General features: G+C 42.6%; 13 protein-coding genes and 1 pseudogene. 10 read left to right on the top strand and 4 right to left on the bottom strand.

Going from position 1 to position 12,824, the window contains the following annotated elements:
- Positions 1–13 precede the first annotated feature (13 nt).
- From nuoI to AC25JC_RS08575, 9 genes and pseudogenes are all read left to right on the top strand, one after another.
- The gene (gene nuoI / locus AC25JC_RS08615) at positions 14–556 is read left to right on the top strand and encodes an NADH-quinone oxidoreductase subunit NuoI (protein ID WP_078191099.1); all 543 of its coding nucleotides are present in this window, start codon (positions 14–16) and stop codon (positions 554–556) included.
- Positions 556–1,074 (top strand): NADH-quinone oxidoreductase subunit J, encoded by a 519-nt coding sequence (gene nuoJ / locus AC25JC_RS08610; RefSeq protein ID WP_171262661.1) that lies wholly within the window; start codon positions 556–558, stop codon positions 1,072–1,074. Before nuoI ends, nuoJ begins: the two co-directional genes overlap by 1 nt.
- Complete coding sequence (nuoK, locus tag AC25JC_RS08605) at positions 1,074–1,382, top strand: NADH-quinone oxidoreductase subunit NuoK (RefSeq protein ID WP_067665227.1); 309 nt, start codon at positions 1,074–1,076, stop codon at positions 1,380–1,382. The genes nuoJ and nuoK overlap by 1 nt, the downstream gene beginning before the upstream one ends.
- On the top strand, positions 1,379–3,268 hold the full coding sequence (gene nuoL, locus AC25JC_RS08600) for an NADH-quinone oxidoreductase subunit L (protein WP_486923855.1): 1,890 nt from the start codon (positions 1,379–1,381) through the stop codon (positions 3,266–3,268). Before nuoK ends, nuoL begins: the two co-directional genes overlap by 4 nt.
- Before the next feature lies 1 nt (position 3,269).
- Positions 3,270–4,883, top strand: coding sequence for an NADH-quinone oxidoreductase subunit M (gene nuoM / locus AC25JC_RS08595; protein ID WP_078192291.1), 1,614 nt, complete (start codon positions 3,270–3,272; stop codon positions 4,881–4,883).
- A 3-nt stretch (positions 4,884–4,886) separates the two neighbouring features.
- Positions 4,887–6,431 carry an NADH-quinone oxidoreductase subunit NuoN gene (gene nuoN, locus AC25JC_RS08590; RefSeq protein WP_078191095.1) on the top strand — a complete coding sequence of 515 codons (1,545 nt, stop codon included), beginning with the start codon at positions 4,887–4,889 and terminating at the stop codon, positions 6,429–6,431.
- 126 nt (positions 6,432–6,557) lie between these two features.
- Positions 6,558–7,193, top strand: a complete 636-nt coding sequence (gene upp, locus AC25JC_RS08585; RefSeq protein ID WP_078192289.1) for a uracil phosphoribosyltransferase — start codon at positions 6,558–6,560, stop codon at positions 7,191–7,193.
- A gap of 85 nt (positions 7,194–7,278) precedes the next feature.
- Entirely contained in the window at positions 7,279–7,572 is a 294-nt protein-coding gene (locus AC25JC_RS08580) for a cold shock domain-containing protein (RefSeq protein WP_078192288.1), read from the top strand.
- A gap of 108 nt (positions 7,573–7,680) precedes the next feature.
- Positions 7,681–8,437, top strand: a pseudogene (locus tag AC25JC_RS08575) (cold shock domain-containing protein).
- Between the two features lie 23 nt (positions 8,438–8,460).
- On the opposite strand, the gene gigC reads toward AC25JC_RS08575, so the two are convergent.
- Complete coding sequence (gene gigC, locus AC25JC_RS08570) at positions 8,461–9,339, bottom strand: LysR family transcriptional regulator GigC (RefSeq protein WP_180114703.1); 879 nt, start codon at positions 9,337–9,339, stop codon at positions 8,461–8,463.
- Positions 9,340–9,424: 85 nt separating this feature from the next.
- Between gigC and AC25JC_RS08565 the strand changes: the two genes are divergently transcribed.
- The gene (locus AC25JC_RS08565) at positions 9,425–10,186 is read left to right on the top strand and encodes a ferredoxin--NADP reductase (protein WP_168378569.1); all 762 of its coding nucleotides are present in this window, start codon (positions 9,425–9,427) and stop codon (positions 10,184–10,186) included.
- A 430-nt stretch (positions 10,187–10,616) separates the two neighbouring features.
- On the opposite strand, the gene AC25JC_RS08560 is transcribed toward AC25JC_RS08565, so the two are convergent.
- The 3 genes from AC25JC_RS08560 to AC25JC_RS08550 are packed head-to-tail and all read right to left on the bottom strand — an operon-like array spanning position 10,617 to position 12,783.
- Positions 10,617–11,360: an amino acid ABC transporter ATP-binding protein gene (locus tag AC25JC_RS08560; RefSeq protein WP_078191089.1), complete on the bottom strand. Its 744-nt coding sequence runs from the start codon at positions 11,358–11,360 to the stop codon at positions 10,617–10,619.
- Entirely contained in the window at positions 11,357–12,040 is a 684-nt protein-coding gene (locus AC25JC_RS08555; protein ID WP_078191088.1) for an ABC transporter permease subunit, read from the bottom strand. Before AC25JC_RS08555 ends, AC25JC_RS08560 begins: the two co-directional genes overlap by 4 nt.
- Positions 12,040–12,783, bottom strand: coding sequence for an amino acid ABC transporter permease (locus AC25JC_RS08550; RefSeq protein ID WP_078191087.1), 744 nt, complete (start codon positions 12,781–12,783; stop codon positions 12,040–12,042). The genes AC25JC_RS08555 and AC25JC_RS08550 overlap by 1 nt, the downstream gene beginning before the upstream one ends.
- Positions 12,784–12,824 lie beyond the last annotated feature (41 nt).

Here is a 12,824-nt window from a genome sequence, read left to right as displayed (position 1 = left end):
CAGGGAGAATAAAATGTTTAAATTTCTAGCTGGATTTGGGTCAATTGTACGTTCGTTGTGGATGGTATTCTCACACGCGACACGTAAACGTGACACTATTTTATATCCAGAGGTTAAAGCGGAAGACATCGTACCACCACGTTTCCGTGGTCGTATCGTGTTAACGCGTGACCCTGATGGTGAAGAGCGCTGCGTTGCATGTAACCTTTGTGCGGTTGCATGTCCAGTCGGCTGTATTTCACTACAAAAAGCTGAAAAAGAAGATGGTCGTTGGTATCCGGAATTTTTCCGTATCAACTTCTCACGTTGTATTTTCTGCGGTATGTGTGAAGAAGCATGTCCTACGACTGCGATTCAAATGACACCTGACTTTGAGTTAGGTGAGTATGTTCGTCAGGACTTAGTATATGAGAAAGAAAACCTTCTTATCTCAGGTCCTGGTAAATACCCAGACTATAACTTCTACCGCGTAACAGGTATGGCTGTTGCTGGTAAAGATAAAGGTCAGGCTCAACGCGAAAGCACACCAGTTGATGTACGGAGTCTATTACCATGATGTGGCCATTTTATTTGATGGCGCTTGTGGCCATCGTCTCTACCGTTCGTGTTGTAACTAACACGAACCCAGTACACGCTTTATTAAGCTTGATTATCTCTTTACTTGCAGTTGCAGGTATCTTCATGATCGTGGGTGCGCCGTTTGCCGGTGCCCTCGAAATTATCGTTTACGCTGGCGCAATCATGGTGCTATTCGTATTCGTCGTGATGATGCTGAATCTTGGTCAAAATACAGTTGAACAAGAAAGCAAATGGCTGACTTCTTCAGCGTGGGCATATCCTGCGTTGATGAGCTTCCTGATGGGTCTAATCCTTGTTTGGATGTTGAAGTCAGACTACACAACTGCTGGCACTGTCATGGGTGCTCAAGTTGTCGGTCCGAAAGAAGTGGGTACTTCACTCTTTACTCAGTACTTATTGCTGGTTGAAGTTGCTGCGATGTTATTGCTTGGCGCACTTGTCGCTGCATTCCATCTTGGCAAACGTGAGCCAGGTGCAGAAGAGGACAAAGAATAATGGGCAACATCCCTTTAGAACATGGTTTGATCGTTGCAACCATTCTTTTTGCACTGGGTTTTTACGGTGTGATGGTTCGACGCAACCTACTATTTATTTTAATGAGCCTTGAAATCATGATGAACGCTGCTGCTTTAGCGTTCGTTTTGGCAGGAAGCGCATGGGCACAGCCAGATGGTCAAGTGATGTTTATCTTGATCTTAACGCTTGCTGCAGCAGAGGCGTGTATCGGTCTTGCGATCGTCCTTCAGTTCTATCATCGCTTCCATCATCTGGATGTGGATGCTGCTAGTGAGATGCGCGGATGAGTTATTTATATTTAACAGTACTTTTCCCGCTAATTGGTTTTATCCTGTTGGCGGCAGGTCGTAAAAACCTTCCTGAATCAGTTGCTGCAATTATTGGTGCAGGTTCAGTTGGTCTTTCAGCTTTATTTGCATTAATTGCCGGTATCGACTTTGTTAATAATGGTTCAGTTGCAACAACTCAGCATCTTTGGACTTGGTTCAGTGCAGGTAACTTAGCACCGGGCTTCACGCTTCATTTAGATGGCTTATCATTATTGATGATGGGCATGATCACAGGTGTGGGTTTCTTAATTCACATCTTTGCAACATGGTACATGCGTGGCGAAGAAGACTTTGCACGTTTCTTCTCATACTTCAACCTATTCGTAGCAAGCATGCTGCTTTTAGTGTTGGGTGACAACTTAGCGTTGTTATTCTTGGGTTGGGAAGGTGTAGGTCTATGTTCATACCTATTGATTGGTTACTACTACCAAACACCTGCAAACGGTTTTGCTGCAATTAAAGCATTCACCGTGACACGTGTGGGTGACGTATTCTTACTGATCGCATTGTTCTTGATCTACCAACAATTCGGCACTTTAAACATTGCAGAAGTTGTAGCTGCTGCGCCAACAGTTTTGGCTCAGAGTTCTTCAATTGCGATTTGGACTGCATTGATGTTGTTCTTGGGGGCTGCAGGTAAATCTGCTCAGATCCCATTACAAACATGGTTGGCAGATGCGATGGCTGGTCCTACACCAGTATCTGCATTGATCCACGCAGCAACAATGGTAACAGCGGGTGTTTACCTATGTAGCCGTATGTTCAGCGTGTTTGAACAAGCGCCAGAAGTGATGATGTTCATCTCAATCACGGGTGCAGTGACATTGTTGGTAGCAGGCTTTGCTGCATTGGTACAAACAGACATCAAACGTATTCTTGCTTACTCAACTATGAGTCAGTTGGGTTATATGTTTATGGCTGTAGGTGCTGAAGCTTACCAAGCTGGTCTATTCCACATGCTGACTCACGCATTCTTCAAGGCATTATTATTCTTGTCTTCTGGTGCAGTGATTTTGGCTTACCATCACGAACAAAACATCTTCAAGATGGGTGGTCTATTCCACAAAAACAAATTCTTGTTTGCTTGTTTCGCGATTGGTGGCGGTGCATTGGCAGCGATTCCATTCATCACAATCGGCTTCTTCTCGAAAGATGCGATTCTTGGTGCGGTATGGGTGAAAGGTCAAGCGATTGCAGTTTATGACTGCTTGTACTGGACTGGTGTAGCAGGTGCGTTCTTAACTTCAATTTATACATTCCGTCTTATTTGGGTTGTATTCTTTGGTAAAGAAAACACGCCTTACCACGAAATCAAAGGTGTTACTTACTGGGGTCCATTGTCGATTCTTGCAGTGCTTTCAACTGGTTTAGCTTATGTATTAAAAGCACCAGTAACGAATATTTTAAATGCTGCACAAATCCCAGCGTTTAATATTCCAGAAGCACTAGAACATGGTATGCATAGCGCTGAATACACAGCTGTTGGTATTGCACTTGCAGGTCTTGCAGTTGGTGTGGTGTTATTTGCCTTTGCTTATGGTGCAGTGAAATCGTTCGCGAAAACTTCACTGGGCGCGGGTCTGGCAAATATCTGTCGTAATGCACTTGGTTTCGATGCTTTGTACAACATTGTTTTCGTTAAGCCTTATTTGCTACTGGCTAAAATCTTTGGTCGTGATCCAATTGACGGCTTATGGCTTGTATTGCCTGCACTTGTTAAAGGCGGTAATAGCTTTACAAGTTCACGTCAAACAGGTTCATTGCGTGAATACGCATCTAGTATGGCATTCGGTACGTTTGCATTACTATTGATCCTGGTCGTGATTCAGGTCGTGGGGAAATAAAATGGAAACTCCAAACAATTTAATTCTACCCGCTCTGATCCTTATTCCGTTCATTGCAGGTTTTGTATGCTGGCTTGTCGATAAACTCGACAAGCACTTACCACGCTATATTGCCTTAATTGGTATGCTATTAACGTTGGTGTTAACCGTCGTTTTATGGCAAAGCGGTACTTATAACTACGAGTTGGGTACACAAGCTCCACAGTGGGCTGCTCAATTTAACCTACCGTGGATTACCACTTTAGGCATTAACATTCACCTTGCGGTCGATGGTCTTTCACTGCTTATGGTAGGTTTAACTGCATTACTGGGTGTACTTGCAGTTGGCTGTTCATGGGGTGAGATTCAAAAGAATGTTGGTTTCTTCCACTTAAACCTACTGTGGTCTTTAGGTGGTGTGATCGGTGTATTCTTAGCGATTGACATGTTCCTATTCTTCTTCTTCTGGGAGATGATGCTGGTACCAATCTACTTCTTGATCGCACTTTGGGGTCATAAAGGGGCAGAAGGTAAGTCACGCGTTTACGCTGCAACTAAATTCTTTATCTATACTCAGGTTGCGGGTCTGATCATGTTGATCGGTATCTTGGGTCTAGTGGTTGTTGGCTTCCAACTTCACGGTCAAATCAGCTTTAATTATGACTTCTTGATGAGTGTTGCACACACTGTTGAGGCGAAAGCTCCAGCACTTGCGTATGCATTCATGATCTGTATGTTCATTGGTTTTGCGGTAAAACTTCCAGTTTTCCCATTACACGGCTGGTTACCAGATGCACATGCACAAGCACCTACAGCGGGTTCTGTCGACCTTGCAGGTATCTTGATTAAAACTGCGGCTTATGGTCTTTTACGTTTCGTTATTCCATTCTTCCCGGTAGCATCTGCTCAGTTTGCTGACATCGCGATCATTCTTGGTCTAATCGGTATTTTTTACGGTGCATGGTGTGCATTCCAACAAACAGACATGAAACGTCTGCTTGCGTACACATCTATTTCGCACATGGGCTTCGTACTTCTTGCCTTGTATGCAGGTAACATCCTGACATTCCAAGGCTTGATGATTATGATGCTGGCTCACGGTCTATCTTCTGCTGCATTGTTCATTATGTGTGGTCAGGTTTACGAACGTCTGCATACACGTGACATGCGTTTGATGGGCGGTATTCGTGGTCAGTTCCAATACCTTTCATTCTTCTTAATGTTCTTTGTTGCGGCACTTGTAGGTATTCCGGGTCTAGGTAACTTCATCGGTGAATTCCTGATCTTGATGGGTTCTTATGACAAGTTCCCTGTGTATACAATCCTAGCTGCAGTAAGCTTAGTATTTGCCGGTCTTTACGGTTTAATCCTGATCCACAAAGCGTTGTTTGGTACACCAAACGAAGAACAAAAACAGCATTACGCAAATCCGTTGAAAGACTTAAATGCGCGTGAAGTTGTGATTCTTTTAATCTGTGCTCTTGGTCTAGTATGGCTTGGTCTATTCCCACAAAGCTTCCTTGATATTTCAAATTCAAGCATGGCGTGGATTGCAAATAGCTATATCCCAGTTCAAGAAGTCGTTGATGTTGTGCAGCAGATTGCTGTACAACCTGAAAATGTGGAGATGCAATAAGCCATGGACTTCACAATGTCATTTTCTGAGCTTATGCCATTAGCTCCTGTGATGATCGTGGCTTTAACTGCGATCGTCGTGATGTTGCTAATTGCAATCAAGCGTAACCACAATTTAGTTGCAACGACTTCCGTTATCGGTCTGAACCTTGCAGCCTTTTATATTATTTTTGTTTTCGTTGCAGGGCAGTATGCACCTGCAAACGTAATGAATTTGTTCATCGTAGATCCATTTACGATGTTGTACCAATTCGTGATTTTGATTGCAGCACTTGCTTGCTGCACATTGTCACATGCGTATATCGAAACCTATAAAGATAACCGTGAAGAACTTTATATCTTGATGCTGTGCTCTGTAACAGGTGCATTGTTAATGGTTGCAAGTTCTCACTATGCGTCATTCTTTATCAGCCTTGAACTAATGTCGATTCCTGTATACGGCCTATTGGCTTATACACACCAACGTTCACAGTCGCTTGAAGCGGGTGTGAAATACTTGGTGCTTTCAGCAACCGCTTCTGCGATGTTGTTGATGGGTATGGCTTATGTATATGCGTATACAGGTACAATGGCATTCGTTGCTGAACCAGGCAAAATGTTCACAACATTCAGCCAACCGGGTGTAGTCCTTGGTCTTGCACTGATTGTCTTTGCTGTTGCATTTAAATTGTCTCTTGCGCCATTCCACAAATGGACACCAGACGTGTATGCAGGTGCGCCAGCGCCAATCGCGACATTCTTAGCGACTGTGGCTAAAGTGGCAATGATCGGTCTATTCGTTCGTTACTTCTTGGCTTCTGGCTTAATCCTTTCTGACAGCTTCATCACGATCGTGACCATCATTGCAGTATTGTCTATCCTTGCGGGTAACTTACTAGCAGTACGTCAAGTGAACTTGAAACGTATCCTTGCATACTCTTCAATCGCTCACTTTGGTTACTTACTTGTTGCGATTGTCAGTGCACGTAATACTGATTTTGTTCAAGTACAAGGCTTTGCAACATTTAGCAGCGTCAACGTGTATGTGATTACTTATGTATTAACAACGATTGGTGCGTTCGGTGTTGTGACACTGATGTCTAGCCCTTACAACAACAAAGACGAAGCAGGTAGCCTTGCTGAGTACCGTGGTTTGTTCTGGCGTCGTCCAGTGTTGACTGCAACACTCACTGTCATGATGTTATCTCTTGCAGGTATCCCATTAACAGCGGGCTTCATTGGTAAGTTCCTTGTGATCAAAACAGCGGTTGCTGGTGGTTCATGGTTCTTAGCTGCAATGGTGATCCTTGGCTCAGGTATCGGTTTGTACTACTACTTACGTGTGATGATTGTGATGTACATGACTCCACCGGAAAACCCACGTATCGACGCTGTCGATCATTGGGGTCAAAAAGTGGGTGGTATTATGGTGCTTGGCGCAGCTGCTCTTGTGTTGTTGATCGGTGTATATCCAGATCCAATCATTGCAGTATCTCAAGTGGCATACTTTGCGATCTCACCTGAATTACAACAGTTCATTTTTAGCTTAATTCAAAGTGGATTTAACTAATGAATTAAGCAATTAATTTGCTTATTACAAAAAAGCCTCCTGTAAAGGGGGCTTTTTTATTTTTATCATTTGTTAAATAGCTTTATAATGGTTGAAATTTTATCTTAACCTTTTAGGTGTTCTCCCGTGGCTATCCATGAAATCCGTCATCCTTTAATCCGACATAAACTCGGCTTACTTCGTCGTGCAGATATTAGTACTAAAAACTTCCGTGAGCTTGCTCAAGAAGTGACTATGCTTCTGACTTATGAAGCAACGAAAGATTTACCAATGGTCGATCATGAAATTGATGGTTGGAATGGTAAAGTAACTGTAGATCGTATTGCCGGTAAAAAAATAACAGTCGTACCGATTTTACGTGCAGGTATTGGTATGTTAGATGGTTTCTTAAACCTGATTCCAAGTGCGAAAGTATCTGTCTTGGGTTTAGAGCGTGATGAAGAAACTTTAGAAGCGCGTACTTACTACAAAAAATTAGTACCAGACGTACAAAACCGTTTAGCGATGATTATTGACCCAATGCTTGCAACAGGTTCATCGCTCGTTGCTGCTATTGACGTTCTAAAAGCCAGTGGTTGTAAAGATATTCGTGTCATGGTGCTTGTTGCCGCTCCAGAAGGCATTAAACGTGTGAATGAAGCTCACCCAGATGTGATCATTTACACAGCATCTGTAGACCAAGGTTTAAATGAAAACGGTTATATCGTTCCTGGTCTTGGCGATGCAGGCGATAAAATTTTCGGTTCAGTTCAAAAAGACTAATTTTTGCATCATGAACAGAAAAGGGGCTTTTATAGCCTCTTTTTTATATACTAAAGACATTGGCATAAATGGAATAGGGTACTTTATGAAGTCCGAACAATATAAAGGTAAAGTGAAGCAGTACAATCCTGAAAAGGGCTTTGGCTTTCTTTCATGTGAAGAAGGTGATGTATTTTTCCATATCTCTGACTTTCCCGCAGATGGTGTCGAGCCAAAACGTAATGATCGTGTGAAATTTAATGTGGTGAAAAATGGTGATCGTTATAAAGCCATAAACATTGAGCGTGAAGAAGACAAATCTGCAAAAGCTAAAAAATCTAAAGTAGTGGCAAATAACCAGTCAATTACTTCAGCTTTGCTTTCGAATTTGCGTAAATAATGTGATTTTAAGATTTCATGGAAATCTTTGAAATTGAAAAAGAGGTCTATAGGGCCTCTTTTTTTATTATCATAAGAGTATTAAAAGAAAAGATGAGAGACAATTTTTATGTTTAAAGAGGGGAAAATCAAAAGCTATAACGTTGAGCGCGGCTTTGGATTTATACAACAAGATCAAGCACAGGATTTATTTTTTTCATATTCGTGATTTTCCTAGCCGACACATCGAACCACGTGTTGGAGAAAATCTCAAATACAGGATTGAAGCAGATCAAGGTAAATTTAAAGCGGTAAATATCATCCGTTTAGATTTGAAAAAAGAGCAGTCCACTCATGAACAGATAAATCCGTCATTTGAATCAAGGTCGGATCGAGTGAATGACCAAGCTACTCCTCACGATACAGCCAAAGGCACAGTTTGGGGCAGTAAAATCTTCAGCATGATTGGACTCATTGTAATTGTAGTATTAGCTGTGGCTGTATATGGGAAATATCAGCAGTACCAAGAACAGAAGCAACTACATTTACAACAGCTCATGCAAGAAAATGAAAATATTGTAAAAGAACAACGAAAAGCACAGGGGGATTTACCCGATCGGGTGCTGACTGAGCAAGGTGAAAAAAATCTATACGGCACAGCTTCAACGCAAGCTCAGTCTGTTGTTCAATACACTGCGCAGGCACCTTCTTCAAGTGATACGCCAAGGGCAGTAGAGAAAGCACAGTTTAGTTGTGATGGGCGTACGCATTGTAGTCAGATGCGTTCATACGAAGAAGCAGTGTTCTTTAATAATAATTGTCCAAATACGAAAATGGACGGCAATAATGATGGCGAACCATGTGAACGCCAATTTAAAAATAGATAAAAAAGCGCCTTAAGGCGCTTTTTTTATTTTTCACAAAATTGCATAAAGGCTTTGAGACCCGGTCCTTGGTATTTCTGACGATGTACCAACATGAATAATGGACGGGCTAGTTGCCAGAACGGCGTATCTAAAATCACCAATTGACCTTTTTCACGTAAAGGCTCAATCGCAAGTTTAGAAATACATGACATACCAAGACCACCTGCCACGATTTTTAGAATGGCTTCGTTATGACCCAAGGTTAAACGTATGTTGGCATCTGGCAGGTCTTTTAAAATTGCGTTGTCAAATACTTCACGTGTGCCTGAACCTTCTTCACGTAAGATCCATTCCACGTTATCAAAGTCAGCTGCAGTGAGTGCACGATCCAACTTCGCTAAAGGGTGCTCTGGGGAACAGCACACGGCAAGTTCATCGTCACGCCAGTGAATACATTGCAGTTGTGGTAGGTGGCATGAACCTTCAATTAAGGCCAAATCCAACTGAAATTGGTTTACCGCTTCAATCATTTGGCGGGTATTGCCGACTTGAAGTTGTAAATGTGCTTGAGGCTGAATTTGTAGGAAATCTGCCATGAGGTCTGGCATCAGGTAGTCGCTGATGGTCAGGGTAGCGCCCAAACGTAGATCAATACTTTGTAGTTCGCCTTTCGCTGCTTGTTCAAAAGCTTCGCAGCGCCCTAAAATTTCCAAAGCTTGTGGCAATAAAAAACGACCCAAGTCATTCAATTGCAAGCGTTTACCAAGTCGGTCAAACAGTGGAGCACCGAGACCATCTTCGAGGTCTGCCAATGCCATACTTGCTGCACTTTGAGTAAGTTTGACAGCATCACTGGCTTTGGTAACGGTACCTTCTTGAGCGACTGCTACAAAAACAGCCAACTGGCGTAAAGTCATGCGCATGAATCAGGCCTTAACATTTAAAAAATATTAATAAATTATGCTGTCATGCTAACATGAGCACAGTCTGTCACGCCACGTTCAAATCATGTCAATTGAAAAATTTAGCTTAGAAAAGGTTTTATCTGTACACCGTTGGACCAATACTTTGTTCAGTTTTACCATGACACGCCCTGCACATTTTAAATTCACTGCTGGTCAGTTCGCTCGAATTGGTTTGAAAGTGGGCGATGAATTGGTGGTTCGTGCCTATTCTGTGGTGTCGTCACCCTTTGATGAAACTTTAGAATTTTTCTCTATCGTCGTTCCTGACGGTGCGTTTACTTCAAATTTGCAGCATCTACAAGTGGGCGATGAGCTGTATTTAGAAAAAGTGCCTTATGGCTTCCTCACTTTGGCGCGTTATCAGTTGCCATTGCCGAAGGACTTATGGCTGTTGGGGACAGGAACGGGCCTAGCCCCTTTTTTATCGATGCTACAAGACTTTGAAACGTGGACTAAATACGAAAAAATTAATCTAGTTTACAGTGTACGCACCGTATCAGAACTGGCTTATGTCGAGCGTATTCAAGAAATCGCCGAGACCTTTGGCGAAGGGCATACGGGCTTCAAATTTATTCCTATTGTGACACGTGATCCAAATGCACCATTGCATGACCGTTTACCAGTTTTAATTGAAAATGGCGAATTAGAACAGGCGGCTGGCTTAGCATTTAATGTGGAAACGACGCATGTCATGCTGTGTGGTAATCCACAAATGGTTGATGATACCAAAGCAGCATTAAAGGCGCGTGGTTTGACTATGAACCGTCGTGGTGAAGGAAATATTGCTGTAGAAAATTATTGGTAATCTGCCATGAAAAAAAGCTCATCGATGGATGAGCTTTTTTATTTTCGGAAATTAAATAACTGATGTTATGCATGCAAAAGTAATTTTGCATTTTTAAAATGATTTTTAAGCCAATTCGATGGAGTCTTACATCAAGGGAATGAATAAAGTGATTAGCCTTCGGCTGGAGGTACTCTTACGAAGCACGCTTCTCATTAGGCAAAATGAGAAGCGTGCTTCGTAAGGAAACCATCTTGCGGTGCAATGCACCTCACCGACAAAACTCGTTCACTAGCATCTAATTATCTAAAGTATCGCAAAAACATTTTTGATTAGAAGAAGTCCTATCTCAAACACTTGTGGATGACGTTACCGCGTATCGTACTTTTATTTGAATCAAATTACGCTTCTGATGTTACTGCGTAACATCAGTTAAATAAACGTTTTGATATTAATGCAGAATTTTATTTAAGAACTGCTGCGCTCGTTCACCACGAGGGGCATTAAAGAAATCATCTTTACTGCAGTCTTCCACAATTTTTCCTTGATCCATAAAGATCACACGGTCCGCAACCTGACGCGCGAAACCCATCTCATGGGTTACACACATCATGGTCATACCTTCTTTGGCAAGACCCACCATCACATCAAGCACTTCGTTAATCATCTCTGGATCAAGTGCCGAAGTCGGTTCATCAAACAGCATGGCAATCGGGTCCATACTGAGCGCACGTGCAATCGCAACACGTTGTTGTTGTCCACCTGATAACTGTGCAGGGAATTTAGCGGCATGCGCACTTAAACCCACACGGTCTAAATAAGCCAAACCTTTTTTCTTGGCTTCGGCTTCTGATCGACCCAAGACTTTAACCTGCGCAATGGTCAGGTTTTCGGTAATGGATAAATGTGGAAACAATTCAAAGTGCTGGAACACCATACCGACACGACTACGCAATTTATTTAAATCGGTTTTTGGGTCATTAATGGAAATACCGTCGACTAAAATCGTACCGGCCTGAAAAGGCTCAAGTCCATTAACGGTTTTAATGAGCGTTGATTTACCTGAACCCGAAGGTCCACACACCACAACCACTTCACCTTGTTTAATTTGAGTCGTGCAATCGGTAAGCACTTGAAAATCTTTATACCATTTACTGACATTTTGGAGGTCAATCATCGTTTTTTGATCGGTCATACACTTAACCTCCGTTGTAATTTTTTAACTGCATAGGTAGCGATCATACTAATAGTGAAATACACCAGACCGGCAAACAGAATGTATTGAGTTAACAATGACATGAGGTCGCCTCGAACATAGTTGGTGCGGAAAAAGTCTAACAGTCCGATGGCATAAACCATGGTTGAATCTTGGAACAGAATGATGGTTTGCTGTAAGAGAAGTGGCGTCATTTTGCGAAAAGATTGCGGCAAAATAATTAAGCGCATTGCTTGGCTATAACTCATACCGAGAGCATAAGCTGCAGAAGTTTGACCTTTAGGAATTGATTGAATCCCGGCACGGACAATCTCTGAAAAGTAAGCCGCTTCAAATAGCATGAAGGCCACGATACTCGAAACGAGGGCAGTATCAATCGTTAGATAGTTACCGGTGATCCCTGTGTAGATAAAGGGTACTGCAAAGTAGAACCACATCAGCACCAAGAGCAAAGGAATAGAACGAAAGAGGTTCACATAGCCTTTAGCAAAAATATTAAAAGCTTTAATCGAAGACAGGCGCATCAACGCCAATAAAGTCCCAATAAAGACACCACCAATGGTTGCCGTGATCACCACTTTGAGTGTGATACTGAAACCATGCCATAGCGCAGGGCCAGACGCTTGGAGGTCTTGAATAAAAGAACTGAGCCATTCCATTATTTATCTCCTGCAATTAAGCCAGGAACGCGTAGGCGTTTTTCCAGAAAATTCATGAAACCAATTAAACAGATATTGATCACGATGAAAATAATGGTGACGTAGGTATAAATTTCGATGGTGTTTTGCGTGTATTCACTGATGGTTTTCATCTGTGAAATGATTTCTGCAACACCAACCAAAGACGCGACTGAGGTGTTTTTGACACAGTTGGTCAACTCAGAGCTCAGTGGTGGCAAAATCGTGCGGAACGACTGCGGTAAGATCACATAGCGATAAAGTTGAGCCGTGCTAAATCCCATGGCATAACCTGCATTGGTTTGCCCCAAAGGAAGCGCTTCAATACCAGTCCTGACTTGCTCACAGACCCGTGCAGCTGTAAAAAGGCCCAAGCCGACACTTGCAGAAATTAAGGCGGTCGTATTTGCCCCAAGGTCATTCATCCACCAGCTTTTAATTGCAGCAGGGAGGAAGTTGGGTACAACATAGAACCATATAAATAGTTGAATCAATAAGGGTACATTTCGGAAAATAGTCACGTAGGCCGTACCAATACCTCGTGCTACAGGACTCGGTAGGGTACGCATAATACCCAAGATGCTGCCGAGCACCATCGCAATGCTCCATGCCACCAAAGCGATGACAAACAGCCAGCCGATCCCAATTAAAATCCAATTCAGGTAGGTCGAATCACCTACACCTGTAGATTGGAACAGCACACCCCAATTCCAGCTATAATTCATAGGAACTCCCTATAATGAGCTTAAGCCAAAATCCGTTTGGC

Source organism: Acinetobacter sp. P37 (assembly GCF_057480965.1).
Note: the sequence above shows the minus strand (reverse complement) of the source record. Positions and strands in the feature narration are given on the sequence as shown.